20 protein-coding genes are annotated in these 23724 nt (G+C 42.8%); 9 read left to right on the top strand and 11 right to left on the bottom strand.

From position 1 onward, the window contains the following. The first annotated feature begins 181 nt into the window (after window positions 1-181). Window positions 182-763, top strand: a complete 582-nt coding sequence (locus A391_RS0104405) for a nucleotidyltransferase family protein (protein ID WP_019897625.1) — start codon at window positions 182-184, stop codon at window positions 761-763. Here the strand turns inward: A391_RS0104405 and A391_RS0104400 are convergent. Genes A391_RS0104400 through A391_RS0104390 form a run of 3 tightly spaced genes read right to left on the bottom strand, consistent with a single transcriptional unit; the run spans window position 760 to window position 4388 of the window. Next, a complete protein-coding gene (locus A391_RS0104400) occupies window positions 760-1737 on the bottom strand; it encodes an XdhC family protein (RefSeq protein WP_029143991.1) in 978 nt (325 codons plus the stop codon). The two genes, A391_RS0104405 and A391_RS0104400, sit on opposite strands and share 4 nt — an antisense overlap. Window positions 1738-1741: 4 nt before the next feature. After that, window positions 1742-3919 carry a xanthine dehydrogenase family protein molybdopterin-binding subunit gene (locus A391_RS0104395; protein ID WP_019897622.1) on the bottom strand — a complete coding sequence of 726 codons (2178 nt, stop codon included), beginning with the start codon at window positions 3917-3919 and terminating at the stop codon, window positions 1742-1744. 10 nt (window positions 3920-3929) lie between these two features. Next, entirely contained in the window at window positions 3930-4388 is a 459-nt protein-coding gene (locus A391_RS0104390; protein ID WP_019897619.1) for a (2Fe-2S)-binding protein, read from the bottom strand. A 173-nt stretch (window positions 4389-4561) separates the two neighbouring features. Here A391_RS0104390 and A391_RS0104385 point away from each other — a divergent pair, with 173 nt between their 5' ends. Next, window positions 4562-5467 carry a LysR family transcriptional regulator gene (locus A391_RS0104385; protein WP_029143990.1) on the top strand — a complete coding sequence of 302 codons (906 nt, stop codon included), beginning with the start codon at window positions 4562-4564 and terminating at the stop codon, window positions 5465-5467. A 124-nt stretch (window positions 5468-5591) separates the two neighbouring features. After that, window positions 5592-6287 carry an SDR family oxidoreductase gene (locus A391_RS0104380; protein WP_019897617.1) on the top strand — a complete coding sequence of 232 codons (696 nt, stop codon included), beginning with the start codon at window positions 5592-5594 and terminating at the stop codon, window positions 6285-6287. Between the two features lie 134 nt (window positions 6288-6421). On the opposite strand, the gene modC is transcribed toward A391_RS0104380, so the two are convergent. The 4 genes from modC to sugE all read right to left on the bottom strand — a co-directional run bounded on the left by modC (window position 6422) and on the right by sugE (window position 9478). After that, window positions 6422-7492: a molybdenum ABC transporter ATP-binding protein gene (modC, locus tag A391_RS0104375; protein WP_019897616.1), complete on the bottom strand. Its 1071-nt coding sequence runs from the start codon at window positions 7490-7492 to the stop codon at window positions 6422-6424. A 1-nt stretch (window position 7493) separates the two neighbouring features. Continuing rightward, window positions 7494-8177 (bottom strand): molybdate ABC transporter permease subunit, encoded by a 684-nt coding sequence (gene modB / locus A391_RS0104370; protein WP_019897615.1) that lies wholly within the window; start codon window positions 8175-8177, stop codon window positions 7494-7496. Between the two features lie 22 nt (window positions 8178-8199). Continuing rightward, entirely contained in the window at window positions 8200-8907 is a 708-nt protein-coding gene (gene modA / locus A391_RS0104365; protein WP_019897613.1) for a molybdate ABC transporter substrate-binding protein, read from the bottom strand. Window positions 8908-9160: 253 nt separating this feature from the next. Beyond that, window positions 9161-9478 carry a quaternary ammonium compound efflux SMR transporter SugE gene (sugE, locus tag A391_RS0104360; RefSeq protein WP_019897611.1) on the bottom strand — a complete coding sequence of 106 codons (318 nt, stop codon included), beginning with the start codon at window positions 9476-9478 and terminating at the stop codon, window positions 9161-9163. A gap of 441 nt (window positions 9479-9919) precedes the next feature. On the opposite strand from sugE, the gene A391_RS0104355 reads away from it, so the two are divergent. The 5 genes from A391_RS0104355 (at window position 9920) to A391_RS0104335 (ending at window position 16350) form a co-directional block, all read left to right on the top strand. Continuing rightward, entirely contained in the window at window positions 9920-10219 is a 300-nt protein-coding gene (locus A391_RS0104355) for a hypothetical protein (RefSeq protein WP_019897610.1), read from the top strand. Between the two features lie 311 nt (window positions 10220-10530). Next, entirely contained in the window at window positions 10531-11694 is a 1164-nt protein-coding gene (locus A391_RS0104350; protein ID WP_232416137.1) for a TolC family protein, read from the top strand. Beyond that, window positions 11694-12869, top strand: a complete 1176-nt coding sequence (locus A391_RS0104345) for an efflux RND transporter periplasmic adaptor subunit (protein ID WP_019897608.1) — start codon at window positions 11694-11696, stop codon at window positions 12867-12869. The genes A391_RS0104350 and A391_RS0104345 overlap by 1 nt, the downstream gene beginning before the upstream one ends. Before the next feature lie 3 nt (window positions 12870-12872). Continuing rightward, the gene (locus A391_RS0104340; protein ID WP_019897607.1) at window positions 12873-15974 is read left to right on the top strand and encodes an efflux RND transporter permease subunit; all 3102 of its coding nucleotides are present in this window, start codon (window positions 12873-12875) and stop codon (window positions 15972-15974) included. A gap of 40 nt (window positions 15975-16014) precedes the next feature. Next, window positions 16015-16350 carry a P-II family nitrogen regulator gene (locus A391_RS0104335; RefSeq protein ID WP_019897605.1) on the top strand — a complete coding sequence of 112 codons (336 nt, stop codon included), beginning with the start codon at window positions 16015-16017 and terminating at the stop codon, window positions 16348-16350. Between the two features lie 168 nt (window positions 16351-16518). Here the strand turns inward: A391_RS0104335 and A391_RS0104330 are convergent, their stop codons facing one another. The 3 genes from A391_RS0104330 to A391_RS0104320 form a co-directional block, all read right to left on the bottom strand. Further along, a complete protein-coding gene (locus A391_RS0104330; RefSeq protein WP_019897604.1) occupies window positions 16519-17916 on the bottom strand; it encodes an exonuclease domain-containing protein in 1398 nt (465 codons plus the stop codon). 779 nt (window positions 17917-18695) lie between these two features. Further along, window positions 18696-18767, bottom strand: a complete 72-nt coding sequence (pqqA, locus tag A391_RS14290; protein WP_019899917.1) for a pyrroloquinoline quinone precursor peptide PqqA — start codon at window positions 18765-18767, stop codon at window positions 18696-18698. Window positions 18768-19025: 258 nt separating this feature from the next. Next, entirely contained in the window at window positions 19026-20132 is a 1107-nt protein-coding gene (locus tag A391_RS0104320) for an NADH:flavin oxidoreductase/NADH oxidase (RefSeq protein WP_019897601.1), read from the bottom strand. 113 nt (window positions 20133-20245) lie between these two features. On the opposite strand from A391_RS0104320, the gene A391_RS0104315 reads away from it, so the two are divergent. After that, window positions 20246-20557: an ArsR/SmtB family transcription factor gene (locus A391_RS0104315; RefSeq protein ID WP_019897596.1), complete on the top strand. Its 312-nt coding sequence runs from the start codon at window positions 20246-20248 to the stop codon at window positions 20555-20557. A 98-nt stretch (window positions 20558-20655) separates the two neighbouring features. Here the strand turns inward: A391_RS0104315 and A391_RS0104310 are convergent, their stop codons facing one another. Continuing rightward, window positions 20656-23274 (bottom strand): methyl-accepting chemotaxis protein, encoded by a 2619-nt coding sequence (locus A391_RS0104310; RefSeq protein ID WP_019897594.1) that lies wholly within the window; start codon window positions 23272-23274, stop codon window positions 20656-20658. Between the last annotated feature and the right edge of the window lie 450 nt (window positions 23275-23724).

Below are 23724 nucleotides of genomic sequence, written 5' to 3'. Positions count from 1 at the left end.
CCTTAATAAACACGTAAAATCTATTCACGTCTAACGACACTATACTATCACTCGCGATATGCCAGCATGACCTACGTCATGCTAGAACACTAATCTTTAAGTAAAATATTTTTTAGTCATATTAACTGCGCCTTCTCTTAAAAGCGCAATAAAGCCCTAAGTCATGAAAAGGATGATATCAATGATAGGCATATTACTAGCGGCTGGATTTTCACGTCGATTCGGGTCGTCTGACAAGCTATTACAAGCTTTGCCAGATGGTCGTCCAATCGCAGTGGCCTCTGCTCAGAATCTGATTGAGGCAATGCCAACTAGCATTGCAGTGGTGCGCGCAGAAAATGCTCAGCTTGCTGAATTATTACTCAGTATCGGCTTTAACATTGTGGCATGTGAAGAGAATAAGCAAGACATGGCAGATAGCCTAGCGATGGCCATTCGTTTCTCATCTAAGTTTGAAGCCGCAAAAGACGGTTTTGTGATTGCTCTGGCAGATATGCCATATATTAAACCTGCTACGATTAGCGCCGTTGCTGAGCAGCTATCAAATCATGCTAATCATTCGATTGTCATCCCTACCTATGAGGGCCAACGTGGCCACCCTGTTGGCTTTGCTGCCAAATATCGTAGCGAACTAGAAAATCTACATGGTGATGAAGGGGCGCGCGCTATTATCAAACGATATCCAGATGCAGTTTATATGCTGCCATGCAAGGATGCGGGAATTTTAGCGGACATTGATATACCCGCAGATTTAAAACGCTAAGCTGCGCAACTTACTTGGTTTACCAAACCAATCGTCGTCTGTTGCGCCCGCACTTGAATCAACTCAGCAAGAATGGCAACAGCAATTTCGGCTGGTGTACGGCTACCGATGCGTAACCCCACTGGGCCGCGCATGGTCGCAATTTCTGATTCACTCAAATCAAACATACGTAGACGTTCACGGCGCTTTTCCTGATTTTTGTGTGAACCAAGTGCGCCTACATAAAATGCATCAGACTTTAATGCTTCAAGCAACGCCATGTCATCTAGCTTAGGATCATGCGTCACCGCCACTATCGCCGTATGTGCATCTGGGGCAATATCGAGCACCACATCATCAGGCATTCCGTATACCCAAGTCGCGCCTTCTACATGCCACTCATCGCGAATTTCTTGGCGTGGCTCACATACCAACACATCAAAATCTAATGCTTGCGCCATACTTGCTAGCGTAGCGCCAAGTTGATTAGCGCCGATAATCAATAAGCGCCATTGCGGACCAAAGTAGGTATGAAACCAATCGTCCTCTATTCTCGGCGCTCCTTCAGGCAATACTTCCGTAAGCTTAATTTCCCCTGTGCTAATGTTTACAGAGCGTTTGGTCAGTTTACGATGACGTAGGTTCTGAATAATCGGTTCCAACTGAGCTACGCCATTCAATGGCTCTACAAATATCTGTAATTGCCCGCCGCATGGGATTCTAAAGCGCTGTGCATCTTCACGACTAACGCCATACTCCATGATTGTAGGTTGCGTGGGCAACGTTCGATTGCGCGCTTTATCTGCTAAATCATCTTCAATACAACCACCAGAAACTGAGCCGATCAAATGCCCATCTTCTCGCACCACCAGCACCGCACCAGGTAAACGTGGCGCAGAGCCCCACGTCTTTACTACGGTAAACAAATGCGCCTGATATCCGTCATTCAGCCAATCAAGCGCTCTGTCTAATACTTCTAAGTCTGCTGATTTCAAGGGATTAAGCCAGCTGATTGCCAATCGGCAATTGACGGATGCGTTTGCCTGTAGCCGCAAAAATTGCATTCGTCACCGCAGGGGCAACAGGCGGCAAGCCAGGCTCACCAACGCCACCCATTTTTTCAGTGCTTTGCACGATGTGTACTTCAACCTTGGGCATATCGCTCATGCGCATCACGAGATAGTCATGAAAGTTAGATTGCTGAACCTTACCTTCTTTAAAGGTAATTTCACTTTGCATGGCAGCTCCTAAGCCAAAAGAAATCGAAGATTCCATTTGTGCTTTTAGAGAGTCAGGATTTACTGCAAGACCGCAATCAATAGCACACACCATACGATGCACTTTCACTGCGCCTTGATCAACAGAGACTTCCGCGACCTGCGCAACGAAACTGCCAAAAGACTCATGCACGGCAATTCCTCTTGAAACCCCTTTAGGCAATGTCTTGCCCCACTCGGCTTTCTCAGCGGCTAAATTAAGTGCAGATAAATGACGTGGGTGATCTTTCAAAAGCGCACGACGGTAATCTAATGGGTCTTTTTTCGCACTATGTGCAAGCTCATCAATCAAACTTTCCATCACAAATGCAGAGTGGCTATGACCAACTGAACGCCACCAAAGCACAGGAATACCAGTTTTCACGGTATGTAAACTCACATGATAGTGAGGAATTTGCTTCAAATACGGTGAATCTGCAATGCCCTCTACTGAGGTAGCATCAACGCCATCTTTAATCATAAAAGCTTCAAATGGTGTCCCTAACATAATTGACTGACCTACCGTCACTTGCTCCCAAGCTGCTGGAAAACCATTGGTATCCACACCGATTTTAGCCTTGTGCAAATACATCGGGCGATAATAACCACCCTGCACATCATCCTCACGACTCCACACTGTTTTCACTGGCACACCTGCCGCTTTAGCCACTTGCACCGCCTCTGACACAAAGTCAGCCGCTGGATTTGCACGCCGCCCAAAACCACCACCTAAGAAAAGCGTATGAATTTTGACTTGCTCAGGCTTAAGTCCTAATATTTTTGCCGCAGCTTGCAGGTCTGTTGTTTGCATTTGCGTGCCTGTCCAAATTTCACAAGCATCTTTCTCAATACGGACTGAACAGTTGAGCGGCTCCATCGGTGAATGTGCTAAATATGGCAATGCGTATTCAGCTTCGATTAACTTATCAGATTTAGATAACGTAGCTTTGCTATCACCCAATTGTGCTGCGACCAAGCCAGGATTAGCCGCTTTGCTTCTAAAGTCCTCAAGCATCGCTTTTGAATCAAGGCCTGCGTTGGGACCTAAATCCCATTCGACCTTCAGTGCTTCACGGCCTTGTTTTGCTGCCCAATAATTATCAGCCACCACCGCAATACCCGTAGGCACTTGCACCACCTGCTGAACACCTTTGACTTGCTTGGTAGCACTTGCATCAAAAGACTTTACTGAGCCACCAAATACTGGTGAACGCGCCACCATGGCAGTCATCAAGCCATCGAAATGAACATCCTGCCCAAATACCGCAGTGCCATTAATTTTTTCCGGGCCATCCAGACGTTTAGTCGCCTTGCCGATCACTTTCCAATCTTTAGGGTCTTTTAGCGTAACGGCTTTCGGCGTTTCTAACTTGGCTGCAGCTTCAGCGAGATCGCCATAGCTAATTTTCGTGTCGCCGCTAATGACAAAACCATTTTCTGTTTTAAGATTAGCAGCAGGAACACCTAATTGCTCAGCAGCCGCACCAATTAATAACTGTCGCGTCAGCGCGCCAGCTTGACGATAGCGGTCAAACTCAGACCAAGTGGTAGAAGATCCACCCGTGATTTGAATGCCGTAAGCAGTATGAAGATATGCAGGGGATGCAGAAGCATGTTCTACTCTAATCTTGCTCCAATCGGCATCCAACTCCTCTGCAATCAACATAGGCAATGTTGTCCAAATGCTTTGCCCCATCTCGCTATGGGCAAGCATCACAGTAATTGTATTGTCGGTACCAATCCGTAAAAAGGCATTTGGTGCTGGGAGCTTTGCCTCACCCGCATTGCCAGTTTCTTTCGCTGCGCCAGGCAGTAAAAAGCGTTTAGCTTGCGGAATTGAAAACGCGATCACAAGACCACCAACGACTAGCGCTGAGGCTTTAATAAAAGTACGTCTAGAGATATTTAAAGGTGCAGTCATGAATATCTCCTTAAGCTAATTTAGTTGCCGCAGCGTGGATCGCTGCACGGATACGCGGATAAGTTCCACAACGGCAGATATTTCCGCTCATGGCTGCATCAATATCGGCATCAGTTGGTGTTTGGTTGTTAGTCAACAAAGCTGTCGCGGCCATAATTTGGCCAGATTGACAGTATCCACACTGCACCACATCCACTTCACTCCAGGCTGCTTGCACCGCTTGGCCAACTTTATCATTTTGAATATCTTCAATCGTGGTAATTTTTTTACCAACTGCAGCAGCGATAGGCGTAATACACGAACGAATCGGCTCCCCATCTAAATGAACCGTACAGGCACCACATTGCGCCATGCCACAACCAAACTTGGTACCAGTCAAATGCATGACATCTCTTAATGCCCACAATATCGGCATATCATCAGACACGTCTAGCTTCTCTTCTTTACCATTGATATTCAAAATAATCATGATGGCTTACCCTCTAATTTGTTGTTTCAATATTGATTTTATAAACTTAATACGGCAATTATCGTTTAATGCTAAATAACAATAAATGCAAAAATAGCACTATCTCATACTGTTAACTATCATTATATGGAATAATTTGGAATTGATAATTCCAAATTATGGATTACTTATTCATGCAGAATCAATTAGAAATGCTACGTATATTCAAAACAGTAGCAGAATCCGCCAATTTTAAAGAAGCCTCAGTCCGTCTAGGCATTTCACCACAATCTGTCACTCGCGCCATCAAAGAATTAGAAGAACGCGTTGGTGAACCTCTGTTTTACAGAAGCACACGTAACACTACCATTACCGAATTTGGTAAGCAAATGGCACTAAAAAGTGAAGGTGTGATTGAGCAAGTGGATGCACTCTTCCAGCTGAATCAGCACACACATGCACCGAAAGCAATAGAAGGCTCAGTTAAAATAACGATGCCAAGCACATTTGGACGCCAATATTTACTGCCAGCCCTCACTGCGTTTGCAAAAGAGTACCCGAACATTCAGCTAGACCTTAGATTCTCCGACCTAATTGATAATGTCGTGGCTGATCAAATGGATATTGGGGTGCGTATCGGTTTTTTCAGCAACAACAGAAATGTTGCAAGACGTGTGAATGAGATTAAATTTCATATAGTAGGCGCGCCTGCGCTGATAGAAAAAACCGGCATTCCTAATCAAGTCAACGATTTATGTGGAATGCCATACACAGGACTTATTGACCAGAATACAGGCAGAATGTGGCCTTGGTCTTTTGCGAATGAGCCTGACTGTTTTCCTAGCGCGCCAGCCTTCATTTCAGATGACATCGAGGCAGAACTAGCGGCAGTGCTTGCTGGCGTCGGTTACGGTCAGCTTCCTGATGCTATATGTAAAAAATATATCCAAAATGGCCAGCTCGTTTCTGTATTAGCAGATCAAGCACCCGCCCCATGGGGTATTTATGTGTACCGTCCACAGCGAGGTCCTGTGGCAGAGCGTGTGAGAGTCGTATTTGATTATTTAGCAAAAACACTCAGTGAGATTAAGTTTGGGTAGGCACAGACAGCGTTTTTAAAAACAGTTTGAATTAAACAACAAGATAAGTTTCAAACACAGCAACATGATCAACAAACACTTTTGAGTAACTTACATCAAATCAATTAACACCTAGGAGTCGTTTATGTCAGAAAACTATCAAGTACTCATCACTGGCGCCAACCGTGGCATTGGCCTGGAGTTCGCTAGCCAATATGCACGTGACGGCTGGATGGTATTAGCATGTTGCCGCTCACCACGAGATGCAAGTGCATTACAAGCATTGGCAAAAACACATGCAAACATACAAATATTGCCATTGGATGTTGCCGACTTTGCTCAAATTGATGTTTTAGCGCTTCAGCTAAAAGATTTAAAAATAGATTTACTCATCAATAATGCAGGTATTTACCCAGATAGCAGCACAGACGATATCAATACCAACGATTGGCTAGATGCGTTTAAGGTGAACAGTATGGCGCCATTGAAAATGGCAATGGCTTTTGCGCCTCAGCTTGCCAATAGCCAGCTCAAAAAAATTGCCACACTGTCTAGCAAAATGGGTAGCCTAGATGATAATACCAGTGGTGGTAGTTATATTTACAGAAGTTCAAAAGCGGCAGTGAATATGGTGATGAAAAGCTTATCGATAGACTTACAACCGTTAGGCATTACCGTCGTCACCTTACACCCGGGCTGGGTGCAAACCGAAATGGGCGGTAGCAATGCATTAATCGACACTAAAACAAGTGTTACTGGCTTACGCAAGGTGATTGAACAATCAAACCTCAACACAACAGGGCAATTTATTGCCTATGATGGGCAAGCCATCAGATGGTAAATACCCTGAGGCACTAAAACTAACTGAGGTTTTGAATGAATAGTCGTTTTGTATATTGGGGCACCACGATGATGCTGCCGATATAAAGTTACGCTTATCCCAATCTTTGTATTGAAACTGATGATTAGCACCAACTATTCCATCAGCGCAACTGACTTAATTTGCAACCATACGGACTGACCAGTAGCAACTCCCAATGACGAAACAGCACGCTTGGTCAAACGAGACAGCAACATCACATTCCCAACCTTCACTCTCACTAGCGCAAGGCTGGGGTGATTGTCGTCAGCAATTGCATCGACGAAGCCTTGGAGCACATTTTGAATACTACTTTGGCTTGGTATTTCTGTGGCTAAACTCACGTCTCTTGCCAACACCTGCACTCTCACCCGCTTACCAATTGAGAATGCCTGATCATGCGTCCAAAGGCTACCCCCATCAAAGGCTATGCGTGCTAGATGCCACGACTGATCGAGCTCTACCACTGTTGCATTCAACACTACACCAGCATCTTGACCTAAATGAATGGGCAGATCGAGTCGCGTCAGCGTGTCAGCCAAGGAACCACTAGCCAGCGCATGGCCTTTTTCCATCACAACAAGATAATCAGCTAGCCGAGCCACCTCATCAGCGGAATGGCTAACATAGATGACAGGTATTTTTAGCGCTTCATGCAAGCGCTCCAGATAAGGAATAATTTCCTGTTTACGCTTCAAGTCTAGTGCGGCTAACGGCTCATCCATCAACAGGATACTAGGATTAGCCGCAAGCGCCCGCGCAATACTCACGCGGCTACGCTCGCCACCAGAAAGTCGATCTGGTTTTCGATCAAGTAAATGTGAAATACCTAACAGCTCAATGGCTTGATCTAAGCTCACTTTTTGGTCATCTGGTATGCGTCGTTTGCCGTATAAAAGATTGCCCATGACGGTAAGGTGAGTAAATAAACTAGCCTCTTGAAACACATAACCTAAGCCACGCTTGTGAGTAGGCAGCCAATGCCGCTCATCTTGCCAAATTTCGCCATTCACAATCAGGCGTCCTTCGGGCGCTTTTTCCAATCCAGCAATACAGCGTAACAATGTAGTTTTACCAGACCCAGAATCGCCGAATAAAGCAATGACACTGCGCGCAGGTAAATGCAAATCGACATTGAGATTGAATGTCGGCCAGTCTAGCTTAAAGCGTGCTTCAATGCCCTGCATACTACCCGACTCTCTTTACGCTTGGCCGCCATGTGTATACGCACAGCAATACCGCAAAAGAAAATATCAACATTACTGCTGAAAGGCTATGCGCCTGCATATACTCCAAAGCTTCCACATGGTCATATATTTGCACCGAGGCCACGCGGGTCTCACCAGGAATATTGCCCCCTATCATCAGCACCACACCAAACTCACCAACGGTGTGCGCAAAAGTCAAAATAGAGGCCGTGATAAATCCCGGTAGTGCTAAGGGTACAGCTACTGTAAAAAATGCATCAAGCGGTGAGGCGCGCAATGTTGCGGCAACTTCCAATGGGCGCTCACCTATCGCCTCAAAAGCATTTTGCAGTGGCTGAACCATAAAAGGCAGGGAGTAAAAAATAGAAGCAATCACTAAGCCCCAAAAAGTGAATGGTAAATGCCCAATACCCAGCGCTTGGGTAAATTGCCCTACTGGTCCATTGGGGCCCATTGCGAGTAATAAATAAAAACCTAACACAGAGGGCGGCAACACCAAGGGCAATGCGATAACGGCGCCGATTGGTCGCTTCCACCACACTTTAGTGCGAGCTAACCACCAAGCGATAGGGGTACCGATTAACAATAAAATCAGCGTAACAACCCCTGCTAACTTGATGGTTAGCCATATGGCTTGTATATCACTAGGTGTTAGATGCATCATGTTCTATTGATTGACCAGTAATTTAGTTAGGCAGTACAAAGCCATATTTTGTCATGATGGTACGCGTTGCACTACTGCGCATGTAATCAGCAAATTTTTTAGCGAGGTCATTTCCTTGTGCGCGTTTGGTGATGATAAAAGCTTGCTCCAGTGGCGCATGCAACGTATCTGGAATTAGCCAATACCCACCCTTATTTGCAAGCGCTGGATTCAACGCTAAAGATAAAGCGATGATCCCCACTTGGGCGTTGCCCGTTTGCACAAACTGCGCAGTGTGGGCAATATTTTCCCCATAGACCAATTTAGGTTCAACCCTCTCCCATAAGCGACTGGCACGTAGTGCTTCTTCAGCACGCTTACCGTAAGGTGCATGCTTGGGATTAGCAATCGCAATGTGGCTAATTTTAGAGCTTGTCAGGCTATCTAACGACATTTTATTGGCTTCCATTGTGGCGCTCCAAAGCACAATGCGCCCAAAAGCGTATGGAATCACCTCAGAAAAACTGAACCCACTTTTCGCTAATTCGCGAGGAAAAGCAATGTCCGCAGAAAAGTATAGGTCGTAAGGTGCTCCCTGTTGAATCTGCGTATAAAACTTGCCAGAAGAACCATAAATCACATCAACATCATCTTTAGCGTTTACCTCTCGAAATTTCGCCACAATTTCATCCATGGCAAATTTAAGATCAGCCGCTGCAGCGATGTTGATTTTCTCCGCATATGCGCTCATCGATAAAACCAAAGCGCATATAAAGATTAGTATTTTAGGTAATATCATCAGTTTTTCCCTAATCAAATTCAAAGCTCATTTTTAAGATATATCTCATTTACCTATTAGCTTAAAAATAGAGGCGCCATCAACAAGGGCGTTAAGAGTGTTTGTTCACAATGGCTAAACATAACATCATCATCTGATACTTTATTGCTAGAAATACATTACGCATCAGAAACTTTAGCGTTAACTGGGTGATTCTCTAAACCGATTATGACGTAAATAATTTCAATCCAACAATACCAGCAAAAATCAGTAACAAGCTAAGCAACCTACCGATACTGGCAGATTCTGAAAACAGGAAGATTCCTAATATCGCAGTGCCGATTGCGCCAATCCCAACCCAGACAGCATAGGCGGTACCCACAGGTAATGTTTTCATTGCAATTCCAAGTAACCAAACGCTCAACACCATTGCCAATAAAGTCACAACGGTTGGCCAAAGCCTTGTGAATCCATCGGTATACTTTAGGCCGATAGCCCATACTACTTCTAACAACCCTGCCACTATCAGAATAGTCCAACTCATTTCAATACCTCACAAAAATACTGGGTCGTCCCACTCATGGTCATCACAGCAAGGTCGTCCTCACCGATAAAGTTTAACATTAGAAATAAATACTAGCTAACTACTGAAATAGCCTTGCGCCCTCAAGCAAGCAATAGCGACGCTAAATTCTGCGAGGCCGCCTTAAAAATAACTTGATGGTGATACTGCGGTAGTTCAATGACTAGGCATCAATTTTCGAACGGCATCTTGAAATGATATCCCTTGGTCGTTTTAAGAAATTAGCAATAATGTAATATAATCCTTTGTTGACCTTACTAGCTAACCAATAAAATCGCTGCGAAGTACCTATCTTTATTAAATAAATACAGGCTCATTACAATAGTTGTAGCTTTTAATATGACTTCTGATCGCTTTAGGCGTGCAAAAGTACCTTTCTGATAAAAATCAAATTAATCACAAATGCAAAAGATTCAAACAATTTTCAAAAAACTGCTACTCATCATAGGATTAATAGCAGTTTTGGTATCTGTTTTAAATCAGCATTTGGCTGTTAATCACTTTGATACACAGAGCAAGGACTTTGCAACAGTCGTGCAACTTGATAAAGATAATAGCCGTGACTCTATTGATGACATCGCTATTTCCAGGGTTATCTATCATCAAATTCTGAAAAAAAGTTCTGTTTACCACTTCGATAGCGCAAGCTATCAAGAGCCAACCCAGTTGGTTCACATAAGACCTCCCGTGCACTTCATCTAAAGATGGCTTAATTCTTGCAAGCTTAACCATTAGGCTTGCAGGCATAGTCATACTCTGCCGTTGCTTATCAGCACGATGCCTATTCGACAGGCATGTGTGTTGTACAGCGCAAAATCAATCTTAATAATTTTTGTAATTCAGTTAATCACGATTAACTGGTTACCAATTTTCATTCAGGAAAACTGTTTATGCATAGTTTTAGTGCAAGTGAGCGATTAAAAAGCTCAAAAATGGGATACTTAAATTCCGTTATTTTTTTATTGTCTGGCTTAATGTTTAGCCACACAGCATATTCAGCACAAAGTTTCACTTTGGAACAGATTGTAAGAATTGCTACAGAACAAAATCCATCCATCAACATTTCAAAGGCTCGTGAAGACGCCGCTACTGCATCGGTTATCACAGCAAGCACCTATGCTAACCCACAATTTGAAATTGGCGCTGGCCCTTCAAATTACATAACGCCAGGCGGTCAAGGTAATAAACGTAACTGGGGCGTAGCGATATCACAGCCTTTAGACTTTCCAAGTGTGCGTAATGCTAAAAGAGAGGTGGCAGAGAAGAACGTTGAAGTAGCCACGCTTGGCATTGAGCTTACAAAAATGGATGTGCGTACACGTGTAAAGAGTTCGTTTTATGATGTACTGCAACGTCAGGCAGTATTAGAAATTGCTGAGGCTGATCGTAACTTACTAAAAGATATTCGAGAGCGGGTCAAATTACGTGTCGACGTGGGTGAATCTCCAAAATATGAACTCATCAAAGCAGATACTGAAGCACTGGCGGCTGAGCGAGACTTTCAGTCTGCAAGAGTAAGAGTTGTTGAAGCAAAAGCTTATCTTCGCGGTTTAATTGGCGCAGCAGTCCCAGAGGACTATCACCTCAGTGGTGGGTTACCCTTAAGCTCAAGTTTGCCGAGCATTGACGAGATTCGTGACTTAATCAATGACGCTGTGCAGTTGAGGCAGATCCGTGCCGCTATCAAAACTTCTGAGGCAAACCTGAGATTGCAGGAGCAATTACGTAACCCTGGATTAACAGTTAGGGCAGGCATTGAACAAGACCCTGATTTACGCCAATTGAGACTGGGCATTCTAATACCACTGCCGGTTTGGGACCAGCGTAGTGGCCCTATTGCACAGGCAGCAGCTGAGGTCAGGGAAGTCAATGCGGTTTTAAATGAGCGTGAGTTAGCGATTAAACGTGATATTGAGTCAGCTTATCAGCGCTATTTAATTGCACAGCAACAAGTCACCGCATTTGAGCAAGGTCTGCTATCTCAGGCTGAGTCAGTACTGAAGGTGGCTGAAGCTGCTTACCGTTTTGGTGAGCGCGGGATACTTGATTACCTTGATGCACAGCGTACCAAACGTGTTGTGAGAAAAGACTACTTATCTGCCCGTTATGAATATATTAATACCATGCTAGAAATTGAACGTTTGCTTGGCCACGAACTTTTGGAGGTTAAATCCTAATGACTGCTACATCTATGTTTTCAAACCCTTTACCAACAAAAAAACTACTTCTTAGTTTATTGACAGCTAGCTTTTTATTAGCAGGATGTAATGAAAAAAAAGAAGAAACGCCAGCTGAAGCTACGATAGTTGATCCAAATATTGTGGAAATTACAGAGCAATTAGCAAAGCAGATTCAGTTACATACCGTTGGCAATATCGAAATGCGTGGGACTTTACGCGTACCCGGGACAATACAGGTGGATGAACAGCGTATGGCGAGAATCGGTGCGTCAGTGACTGGCCGCATCAAAGATATTGAGGCCACACTTGGCCAAAATGTTAAAAACGGGCAAGTGCTAGCAACACTTAACAGTACAGAGTTAGCACAAAACCAACTAGTGTATATCAAAGCTGCTCAGCAGATTGGCTTGCAAACTAAGGCCGTAGAGCGTGCACGCTTGCTGCAAGAAGCTGACGTGATTGGCGCGGCAGAACTACAACGTAGAGAAGCAGAGCTGAGTGCGGCACAAGCTGAACTCAATGCGGCACGTGACCAGTTATTGGTATTGGGAATGAGCGAGTCCGCGGTTGAAAAACTAACCCAAACAGGACAGATTCGTTCTTACAGCAACGTGGTGTCACGCATTTCTGGTACGGTCATTAACCGCAAAGTTAACTTAGGGCAAGTGGTTCAGCCAGCGGAGGAGCTATTTATCATCGCGGATCTTTCTCATGTTTGGGTAGTTGCTGAAGTTCCTGAACAGCAGATAGATTTGATTCAGGTTGATGAAGAAGTCGTGGTTGAGATTCCAGCTTTGGGTAATAAACAATATAAAGCCAAGCTTATTTACGAAGGTGATGTGGTTAACCCTGAAACCAGAACTGTGACAGTACGATCTGATCTGACAAACGATAATCGTGAAATTAAGCCAGACATGCTGGTATCAATGCTGATTCAATCCCATCCTGAACAAAAGTTGGCATTGCCTTTACAAAGCGTTGTGAGAGAAAACGATACCACCTATGTTTACGTGCAACTGGCACCAAACAAGTTCCGTTTACGTGAAGTTGAACTGGGATCAGAACATGAAGGAATGGTGACCATCGTGAATGGTGTGTCTAAGGAAGAAGTCGTGGTTGCTGATGGCGCATTCCATGTTAACAATGAACGTAAACGCAAAGAATTGGAGTAACGCATGATTGAATCTCTAGTTCGTGCTGCGCTCAAGCAGCGACTGATTGTAATGGTATTTGCAGTCGCACTAATGATTGCAGGTGTGTTCGCATTACAAAGACTCTCTGTTGATGCATTTCCAGATGTTACTAATGTACAAGTGCAGATTGCGACACAAGCAACAGGTAAGTCACCAGAAGAAGTTGAGCGCTTTATCACTGTACCTTTAGAAATTTCGATGACTGGCTTACCGGGCCTGACAGAAATGCGCTCACTTAATCGCAATGGCTTGTCTTTAATTACGTTGGTTTTTACAGATAACACCGATGTTTATTTTGCTCGCCAGCTGGTCATGGAAAGGCTGATGGAGGTGATGGAAAAAATGCCTCAGGGCGTAACTCCAATTCTTGGCCCTGTAGCAACAGGCCTGGGTGAGATCTACCAATACACGTTGGATAAGCCTAGCGATGGTGAAAAAGAGCTTTCTGTTGAAGAGTTAACGGAGCGTCGTGCTATTCAGGACTGGGTTGTCAGGCCGCTATTGCGTGGCATTCCCGGGGTTGCAGAAATCAACTCACAAGGTGGATATGTTAAACAATATCAGGCACTGGTCAACCCAGATCGCATGAATCACTATGGCCTAAAACTCCAAGATATTTATACTGCATTAGCTAAAAACAATGCCAATAGTGGCGGCGGTGTTTTACCACAATTTGCCGAGCAGTATCTGATTCGGGGTGTCGGTCTGATTGAAAATCTGGATGACATCCGTAATATCGTTCTAAAAGAGCAGAGCGGTGTCCCAGTTTTTATGCGAGATGTGGCAGAAGTCAAGCTTGGGCATGAAGTGCGCGTTGGTGCAGTAATGAAAAATGGCTATACCGAATCGGTGGGTGGCATTGTCATTATGATGCGAGCAGGCAACGCCAAAGAGGTGGTAAGCCGAGTTAAAGAGCGTGTAAAAGAAATCAATGATAAAGGCATGTTACCAAATGGCTTACAGATTGCGCCTTACTATGACCGCAGCGAATTAGTCGATGCAGCGCTGTTTACAGTCACTAAAGTACTGATAGAAGGCATCGTGCTAGTCGTTTTTATTCTGTTCCTGTTTTTGGGAGATGTGCGCTCTAGCGTGATTGTTGTTGCAACGCTCATCCTGACACCGCTGATTACGTTTATGGCGATGAATCACTACGGCATTTCGGCAAACTTGATGTCATTGGGTGGCTTGGCGATAGCGATTGGTCTGATGGTCGATGGCTCTGTGGTGGTAGTTGAAAATGCATTCCACCATTTAGGGCACAGACAAGGTGAGAGCAAAGTACGTGTTGTGCTGGAAGCCGCCACTGAAGTCGGCACGCCAGTATTGTTTGGGGTAGGTATTATCATTTTAGTATTCCTGCCGTTGATGACACTGGAGGGCATGGAAGGCAAAATGTTTGCACCTTTGGCACTGACGATTGCAATCGCTCTATTTGTATCACTCGTCATCTCACTAACCTTGTCACCAGTACTTTGCTCTTACATTCTTAAGGGTGGATCTGGTGAAGACACTAAGCTGATTCAATCGATTAAAACCCCTTACTTGAAGCTACTTAACTGGACACTAGCCAATGATAAAAAAACCATTGCAACGGCAACAACAGTGTTCGTTGTATCGTTAATGGTTGTACCGCTACTTGGCACCTCATTCATTCCTGAAATGAAAGAAGGCTCTATTGTGCCGGGTATTAACCGTGTACCTAATATCTCACTTGAAGAGTCTATCAAGATGGAGAATGAGGCAATGCGGCTGATTATGGAAAAAGTACCGGGTGTTAAATCTGCAATGTCAGGTATTGGACGAGGGGAAAGCCCCGCTGACCCTCAGGCTCAGAACGAATCTACACCAATTGTCAGCCTCAAGCCAAGAGACGAATGGCCTGAAGGCTGGACGCAGGATGATATCGCAGACAAGATGACTGAAGTGTTATCTGAAGGACTACCTGGTGTACAAATTGTCATGGCACAGCCGATTTCAGACCGTGTGGATGAATTATTGACGGGTGTTAGATCAGACGTGGCCGTAAAAATATTTGGTGACGATATGGCCAAACTGAAGAATAAAGCTGATGAAATCGCCAAAATTGCTGGCACAGTGCCAGGTGCTGTCGATCTACGTGTTGAAAAAGTATCAGGACAGCAATACCTAAATATCACAATCAACCGGCAAGCAATTGCACGCCAAGGCATCAATGCGTCTGATATTCACGACATTATTGAAACTGCAATTGGCGGTAAAGTTGCTACCGAGATTTATGAAGGTGAACGTAGATTCTCTGGTGCTGTTCGCTTTCCTGAAAGCTTTAGGGATAACACCGAGGCGATTGGCAATATATTGGTCACCTCTCCAAATGGTTCACGCGTCGCATTACGAGACTTAGCCAATATCGAAATTAAAGACGGTCCGGCACAAATTAGTCGCGAATTAGGCAAACGCCGTATTGTAGTGGCAATTAACGTAAGAGATCGTGATCTGGGCGGGTTTGTTGCAGAATTACAGCAAACGCTAGATAAGCAGCTCAAGCTGCCTGACGGTTATTATCTCGAATACGGTGGGCAATTCCAGAACATGGAGCGTGCATTAAACCATCTGATGATTATCGTTCCGGTGACCATTGCGGCAATCTTCTTCTTGCTGTTTTTACTGTTTAACTCTGTCAGATATGCAACGATGATTATCATGATTTTGCCTTTTGCTTCTATTGGTGGAATCTTTGCTTTACTGGTTACTGGTGAGTACCTCTCTGTACCAGCATCCGTTGGCTTCATTGCTTTATGGGGTATTGCCGTACTCAATGGCGTAGTATTAGTATCCTACATACGCTCACTACGTGATGAAGGCAGAGGTCAGATCGAAGCGATTGTGGAAGGCTGCAAACAAAGGTTTAGGCCAGTCATGATGACAGCTACGGTAGCCATGTTGGCACTGGTGCCATTCCTATTTGCTACAGGCCCTGGCTCAGAAATTCAACGTCCTTTGGCTATTGTAGTCATTGGCGGGTTAATCAGCTCCACATTGCTTACACTAGTTGTGGTGCCAACCCTATACCGCAGGTTTGAAGAATCAAGAATCGAAGCATAATGCACAAGATAATCATGCAAAAGATAAAGGAGTTTCTGTTATGAAAGAAATTAAAGCGGTTATACAGCCGCATCGCTTGCCAAAAATTCGTTCAGCCCTGCGCAATATTAAGGCTTTTCCGGGAATGACGATTAGTAAAGTGGAGGGGTGTGGCCACCATGTGGCTAAACCAGCACAAGGGATCAGAGAAGAACTCACTGATTACAGCCCTAAAATTCATATTGAGATGATTGTTCCGGATGAATTACTCGAAGGCGTCTTACAGATTATTGTAGAAGTAGGCCATACAGGACAAGTCGGGGATGGCATTGTATGGGTAACACCCGTTGAGCGTTTTATCAGGCTATCTGAGCAAATTAAAGTCATTGAATGTTGACTACTCAGATTAAATTTAAAGCACTAAAAATTTCTAAATAAAATTGGAAATAGTGATATTTGTACGTAAACGACTTTTAAAATTAAGAACCGCAAAACATTTTTTAATATTAAAGTCGTTTACATTTTTTTAATTGTAAAAGTCTGTTTTGTACTAAAACCTAGTCGATTAAAACTCAATAAGATTCACCCTAGACTTAGGCTTATTGAGCTCTTTTAATAACAACTTGTAAGTATCAAGCTCAAAGACCATCTCTGATTTAGTAGTTGTTATTTCGTCCAATGCTGACGCATCTTCAACCGACCCCAAATAAATCCAATGCTCAAATAAATGTAGTGCTGATTTATCATTGAAGCGATGCGTTTCATGAATACCAATCTTGCCTTTAAACGGCCATGTTTTAAGTTGATGTGCAGTCATGGCCTGTCGCAAACGTAAAAAATGTAATGCTGAGGTTTCCTTATCTGCACACACCCCTCTACACCGCTTTAACTGATAAGCAAAACAGGCACCTTTGCCAGATTCAAGCCCCAACAGCCTTGGGCATAATTGATGAGTCTCTGCAATTTTGCGTAACACCTCTATCGCCTGTCGCTTTGATTTAAACGTTCCAAATAATTGACCTAAGTTTACTGGCTCAACTTCATCCAACTGCACTAAAGTGACAAGCGGCAATTGTGTATGGTCTTCAGCGATACGCCATGAGCAAAGCTGCCGCTCTCGTCTTAGCTGTCGATTGTAAATAGGCTGATGCGCTTTAACGAGTTTGGACTCAAGCAATAAGGCACTGAACTCTCCTGCCGTCTCTATCCACTCAATATGTTTAATTTCCTGACTAATCCGCATCTCTTTTGTAGAGGCATGGTCACTACTAAAGTGGGATAACACGCGCTCCCTAATGTTGACACTCTTGCCAATATATAAAGGCAGGCTTGTATCCCCATAGAACAAATAAACGCCTGGTGATTCCGGAAGGCTATCAACCAAATTGGCATCAATATGAGGCGGCAGGCTTTTAGAACCCTTGAGCAAAGCTTCAGCTGCATGACGAACAGCAACACTACCAAGCTCTTGGTTGGCTGCTGTTAAAAAACCCACCATCATCTCCACATCGCCCATGGCCCGATGTCTAGATTCACAAACAAGTGCATGCCTTGCGATGATTGCATCAAGCCCATGGCTCTGATGTTGAGGGTAAAGCTTACGTGAGAGCTTCACGGTACACAGTACCTTTTGCCTTAAATCGATACCAACACGCTTGAATTCATTCTTAAGAAAACCATGATCAAACCGAACGTTATGCGCACACAGCACACTGTCTTTTAAATAATCCAGCAACTCGCCTGCAATTTGTTTAAAGGTTGGTGCATTAGCCACCATTTCGTTATTAATGCCTGTGAGCTGCTGAATAAAGCTGGAGATTGGAACTTCTGGATTCACTAGCGTTTGCCATCTTGCCACTTCCTGATTGCCCTCATATTTAATCAGTGCAATTTCGGTAATACGGTCCTTTAATGGAGTAGCGCCTGTGGTTTCTAAATCCAATAGTACATAACTTGGTAACATGAGTGATACATCTTTTCTTTAATGATGCTACTAACTACGCTGCCACAACACCATAGATTACAAGAAATTCTCTAGGTTGAGTGATTTCAAAGTTTTTACACACACTAATCAGCATTAGTATGTCTTTACTTAGTAAAGGTTAATCGTGAATTTGTCATCTATGATTCTGACAACAATATTTCTAAAAAGTCTTTTTAAAACAACATAAAAATTTCTATCTGGAATATCCAGGCTTTTCCTGCAACCATCTTTTACAGGCATGAACATAATCACTAACGCTTTTTTAACAAGATACTGATTAATCGTGTTGCAATCTAGCCACTCATCATAAATTGGAACAAATATCACAGATATGCCAAAGTGAAAGATTGAGTCAAAGTTAAATAAAATCTTATCTTTGCCTTCACTACTTACTTAGCGCCGCTTCCATAAACCCATTAACTTCAAATGTATCGCTCAATACTCAACCCTTGAACTGTAGCAAAAAAGGCTCAACTCACTCATTATCTGCAAATTAAAATAAGATTACCTGCTTATTGCCACTGTTGAAAACATTAGCATTTAAGCATGAAGCCCAGTCTTTGGTTCGCTTTTACGGATGCTAACTAGTGCTTTAATGTTGACGCAACAATTTCTGTGGATGATATGGTTGAATGGATGGGGATATGAATCTGAAGTGACTGACAGCACTAATAAATGCTGAATTAATGAAATTGTAATTAGCGCAGTCATAAAAAAACCCAGCACTAGGCTGGGTGATCTCGCAACACAAGTAATGATTATTTATTCATTACGTACATGGTTACTTCAAATCCAAAACGCATTTCTGTCGCTGCTGGTGCTGTCCACATGATAGTCTCCTTATTCATTTAAACTCAACGAGTTGTTTGTTGATGTGTCTATATTACACCGCCATTCAAATCCAGCGCTGTTACTCATCATGAACGACAAGTCATTAAAATCATGAATGAGTTAACCTTTTCAGTACGAAATTGAACTCTCACACTTTGATGAACAACCTTATCGTTAAATTAACGGTAATGCACGCTTAAGTCGAAAACTTAAGGGGTGAGTAAATACAATCACCCGTCTATCTAAATAAAAAATACTTAGTCTGCTGTCGGACTTTTATATCGAGATAACCAATGCGCATAGGGTGGAGGAAGCACCCATGCAGGACTTTCCTTTCCTAACTCTTTTGCTGCCTGGTAAGACCAGTTTGGATTCTCCAAGTGAGCGCGACCTATCATCGCTAAATCTAATTCTTCATGACGAATCGCCTGATCAGCAAGCTTAGGCGCACCAAACCCCCATGCCGATGAAACAGCGATGTTAGCTTCATTCCTTACACGCTGAGCAATAGGTGCTAGAAACGCCGGTCCCCATGGGATGTTAGTTTGTGGAATAGTAAATCCAACACTCACGCTCAACATATCCAAGCCTAGTTGTTTCCACTCTTTCACCAGTTGAATAGATTCGCTTAATGTCTCTTCATCTTTTCCATCATATTCCAAAACGCCAAATCTTGCCGTTAAAGGCAAACTTTCTGGCCAAACCTTCCTCACACCAGTCAGCACTTCCTTACTAAATCGTGCTCTATTCTCATAGCTGCCGCCATACTCGTCTGTCCTGGTATTCGAATGAGGTGAGAAAAAACTTTGACCCAGATATCCATGAGCCATATGTAACTCTAACCATTCAAACCCAGCGTCAAACGCACGTTGAGCAGCAGCAACAAAGTCATTCTGCACACGCTTAATTTCTGCAACTGTCATTTCCGTTGGTACTCGAGGAAGATCGCCACCGAATGCGATTGCAGATGGTGCAATAGGTTGCCATGCTTCCTTATTTTCTGCTGGTATATGGTCATCGCCTTCCCATGGGATATTGGCACTTGCTTTACGTCCAGCATGTGCAATCTGAATACCTGGAATAGCGCCTGACGCTTTGATTGCTGCTGCCACTTCACGCAACTGAGCAGCTTGATCATCATTCCACAAGCCTAAACAATGTGGCGTGATACGTCCTTCTGGCGATACTGCAGTCGCTTCGACAATCACCAGTCCGCTACCCCCTCTCGCCAAACTTGCATAATGCACTTTATGCCAATCATTCGCCAAGCCATCAACAGCCATGTATTGGCACATAGGAGGGATTGCAATTCTGTTCTTTAACTCAATGTCTTTTAATTGATACGTAGAAAATAAATCTGCCATGGTGATCCTTTGTTTATCTGAAGTCATTTATTGAAGCAATGAACAGCATTGTATCATTGTTCGAATAATATAGAACAATAGAATTTACAAAGGGAATGTGTTAGATTTACCACATGCGACAAATTAAACATCCCACCATCGAGCAAGTCGAATTAACGGACATCATGTATGCACTGGCGGATCCGACTCGCTTAGAGATTATTGCACTGCTCGCCAAAGCCGGTAAAAAACTGACATGTGGCGAAATTAATTTAAATCGCCCGAAATCCAGCATGTCGCATCACTTCAAAATTCTTCGGGGTGCAGGTCTTGTTCAAACCTTAATAGAAGGCACAGAACACATGAACTCTTTAAGACTTGAGGAAATTGAACAAAAATATCCGGGTGTCTTAAGTGCAGTTTTAAAGGCTTTAACTAAAGACTGAATGACGGACAGCTACATCAATCAGACACCTTATGCTGATTTGTTATTTGTAAAGTAGCGGAGATAACCTACCTCTACTTTACCCCTGCAATTTAAAGCTTAAAACGCTTCCCACTCTTCTGTAGAGTGACTATTTGCATTGACTGCAGAACGAACATTGACTAATTTGATTAAACTACTTTGTTTAGATTTAACTTTGGCAGTGTTGTTTAATTTAACTTGACTTAACTCAGTAGCAGAGGTTTTAAAGCCATTCACAGCTTCAACCATTTGGTGCGCCTGCTCCATCAAAGACTCAGCAGTAGCAGCGGCCTCTTCCACTAACGCTGCATTTTGTTGGGTGGTCTCATCCATCGTTGCAATCGCTGTATTTACCTGATCTATGCCCAGGCTTTGCTCCTGAGATGCAGAACTAATTTCACCAATAATCACCGAGACTCGTTTCACTGATTCCACGATCTCCCCCATCGTACTTGCAGCCACTTCGACTTGCCTTGTACCCTCCGCGGTTTTTGTGACAGAATCTACAATGAGCTCTTTAATTTCTTTAGCGGCGCTCGCAGAGCGTTGAGCAAGATTGCGAACTTCACTTGCCACCACTGCAAATCCACGACCTTGCTCACCAGCTCTTGCAGCTTCTACAGCGGCATTAAGGGCAAGAATATTTGTTTGAAATGCAATACCATTAATCACTGAAATAATATCTTCAATTTTTTTAGCGCTATTGTTAATCGCACTCATGCTATCAATGACATCTGATACAACTTCCCCCCCTTTAACTGCAACATTCGATGCAGCTAATGCTAGTTGATTAGCTTGAATTGCATTGCTCGCGTTTTGTTTAACAGTTGAAGCCAACTCTTCCATGCTTGAAGCAGTTTCCTCAAGTGAAGTCGCTTGCTCTTCGGTACGTTGTGACAAGGCATTATTGCCAGAAGCAATCTCTTGAGCAGCATTATTAACAGACTCTGCAACTTGCTTAATAGTAATAATAGGCTCAGTAATTAGCGCTAACGTATTATTAACACCCTCAACAATTTTTCTAAAATCACCTTGGTGCATATTCTCATCTGCTCGTACATAAATGTTTCCATCTTTTGCTGATTCAGCTAACTTGCTAGTATCCTGAATGAGAAGATTAATGGCATTAATGCACGTGTTAAGGTTACTTTGAATTTTAATGAAGTCACCTTTGTAATCCTCATTAATTAAGTTCGGAATATTACCATTGGCAATACTGTCCATACACTGCGCAGCAACATTTAATGGGCTGATGACAGAGTCTAATGTGTTATTCACACCCTGCACAATTTTCTTATAGTCACCCCAATGTTTTGAAGTGTCCGCTCTGACTGAAAGTTTCCCATCAGAAGCGGCATCCGCTAACATTTGCGTATCATCAATGAGAGATTTTAATGCTTGCACGCACGCATTGATGTTCTGCTTTAAAAGATTAAAGTCACCGTTAAAGCTCTCATGAATAGGCTCAGGGATATTACCGTCAGCAAAACTTTTAATGTAATCAGCCGCAACACGTACAGGGCCAACTACAGCATCTAACGTTGCGTTAAATCCCTGCACAATTTTACGGAAATCACCTTCATGCTTACTATTATCAGCACGTACACTTAAATTCCCCGCTAGGGCAGCCTCTGTTAATAAATTAACGTCTGAAATTAAACTCTTTAAGTTTGTTCTCACGTCTTCAATGGTGTGATTGATGAATACTTTTTTTCCAGGAAAAACTTCAAGCGGCGCATTAAAGTTTCCCTGACCAAAAGCATTGACGACAGACAGAGCCTTCTTATTCATATCAATATGGCCACCAACCATCGAGTTAATTCCAATCACCAACGTATTGAATGCCCCTTCAAACTTATCTGCATTAAGCGCATGATCAATTTCACCTTCATCATGCTTTTTAGACATCTGATTGAGCTCATTCACAATTGTCTGAATCACACGACTCATGTGTTGCATTTCTTTGAGTAACTTGCCCGTTTCATCATTGTAAAAGTCATCGATTTTTGAATCTAAATTACCCTTTGCAATACTCTGAGAAATTTTCAAGGCTTGACTCAAAGGCGCGGTAATAGAATAGGTAATTAATAATGCAGTGACTATCCCCACAACAATAGCAATTAACACGAATATTTCAATTTGAAATATAGTACTTTTAACCACACTAGAAAACGCGAGTGACGATGACTTGGTGCTATCACTATTAAGCTTTAATAATTCTTTAAGAGCCTGATTTAAAGGCTTATCTGCACCTTTGATAGAGGCATCAATTTCAGCAATTGATACTCCATTATTTTTAAGTTGTGCGGCTTCACTAATTGATCGCTTGTAGTTTTCAACACCTGCAACAATATTATCTAGTGGACTAGTTTCATCTTTTGTTAAATGACCGACTGCTTTGTATTGATTAACAGACTCAACAATTGCATCCATATCATGATTAAATTTTTGTTCATAATCCCCGCCACGAAGGATAAAGTTTTTAAAATTCTGGACACCACTACCAAGCCTACTTGATGCGTTCTCAATGTAATCTCGCTTTTGCAAAGTGACGGACTCAAAATCAGACCATGTAGATTCCACACCTTTCAAACCTTGATAAGAAAGTAGCGATATTAAAATTGTTAAGCCAATAATGAGTGCATAGCTAAATCCCAATCTAGATCTGACACTCAAATTCATAAAAAATGAATACATTAGATAGCCTTTACATAACACATAGAATTTATTTTGAACGCTAGTTTATTGAAACACAAAATTTACTGACCTAAAATGTTCAAAGTAACTATTTGCATGACATATGCATCTACAAAAGCTTTACTTAAATAGATAGCAACTTTAGATGATTATCGTTCAAATAAAAAATTTATTGGGAGATTATGACGATTGTCATAAAAATTTAATATTTGTAAGTATATAGGCCATATAAACAACAGAGCATCATCAATAAACAACATTAAATTTCACACCAACATGCTTTAAGCACACCTAGAAATAGTGTTTAAATTTAAATAGTGATTGATAGAAAGCTTTCAGGTGCTTTATGTTTACAATTGCCACCTGCTTTTTGACATTAAAGTTGATTACATAAAATTTAGTTGCGGTTCACAACATTGAAGATAACAAACCAAACAGAATCACAATTGC

The organism is Methylotenera mobilis 13 (assembly GCF_000384255.1).
Taxonomy (GTDB): domain Bacteria; phylum Pseudomonadota; class Gammaproteobacteria; order Burkholderiales; family Methylophilaceae; genus Methylotenera; species Methylotenera mobilis_B.
Note: the sequence above shows the minus strand (reverse complement) of the source record. Positions and strands in the feature narration are given on the sequence as shown.

Bases quoted from the DNA above. Each gene is read 5' to 3' on its own strand.
- A391_RS0104405 (WP_019897625.1), top strand. From the start codon at position 182: ATGATAGGCATATTACTAGCGGCTGGATTTTCACGTCGATTCGGGTCG.
- A391_RS0104395 (WP_019897622.1), bottom strand. From the start codon at position 3,919: ATGACTGCACCTTTAAATATCTCTAGACGTACTTTTATTAAAGCCTCA.
- A391_RS0104390 (WP_019897619.1), bottom strand. From the start codon at position 4,388: ATGATTATTTTGAATATCAATGGTAAAGAAGAGAAGCTAGACGTGTCT.
- A391_RS0104385 (WP_029143990.1), top strand. From the start codon at position 4,562: ATGCAGAATCAATTAGAAATGCTACGTATATTCAAAACAGTAGCAGAA.
- A391_RS0104380 (WP_019897617.1), top strand. From the start codon at position 5,592: ATGTCAGAAAACTATCAAGTACTCATCACTGGCGCCAACCGTGGCATT.
- modC (WP_019897616.1), bottom strand. From the start codon at position 7,492: ATGCAGGGCATTGAAGCACGCTTTAAGCTAGACTGGCCGACATTCAAT.
- modB (WP_019897615.1), bottom strand. From the start codon at position 8,177: ATGATGCATCTAACACCTAGTGATATACAAGCCATATGGCTAACCATC.
- modA (WP_019897613.1), bottom strand. From the start codon at position 8,907: ATGAGCGCATATGCGGAGAAAATCAACATCGCTGCAGCGGCTGATCTT.
- sugE (WP_019897611.1), bottom strand. From the start codon at position 9,478: ATGAGTTGGACTATTCTGATAGTGGCAGGGTTGTTAGAAGTAGTATGG.
- A391_RS0104355 (WP_019897610.1), top strand. From the start codon at position 9,920: ATGCAAAAGATTCAAACAATTTTCAAAAAACTGCTACTCATCATAGGA.
- A391_RS0104345 (WP_019897608.1), top strand. From the start codon at position 11,694: ATGACTGCTACATCTATGTTTTCAAACCCTTTACCAACAAAAAAACTA.
- A391_RS0104340 (WP_019897607.1), top strand. From the start codon at position 12,873: ATGATTGAATCTCTAGTTCGTGCTGCGCTCAAGCAGCGACTGATTGTA.
- A391_RS0104335 (WP_019897605.1), top strand. From the start codon at position 16,015: ATGAAAGAAATTAAAGCGGTTATACAGCCGCATCGCTTGCCAAAAATT.
- A391_RS0104330 (WP_019897604.1), bottom strand. From the start codon at position 17,916: ATGTTACCAAGTTATGTACTATTGGATTTAGAAACCACAGGCGCTACT.
- A391_RS0104320 (WP_019897601.1), bottom strand. From the start codon at position 20,132: ATGGCAGATTTATTTTCTACGTATCAATTAAAAGACATTGAGTTAAAG.
- A391_RS0104315 (WP_019897596.1), top strand. From the start codon at position 20,246: ATGCGACAAATTAAACATCCCACCATCGAGCAAGTCGAATTAACGGAC.
- A391_RS0104310 (WP_019897594.1), bottom strand. From the start codon at position 23,274: ATGTATTCATTTTTTATGAATTTGAGTGTCAGATCTAGATTGGGATTT.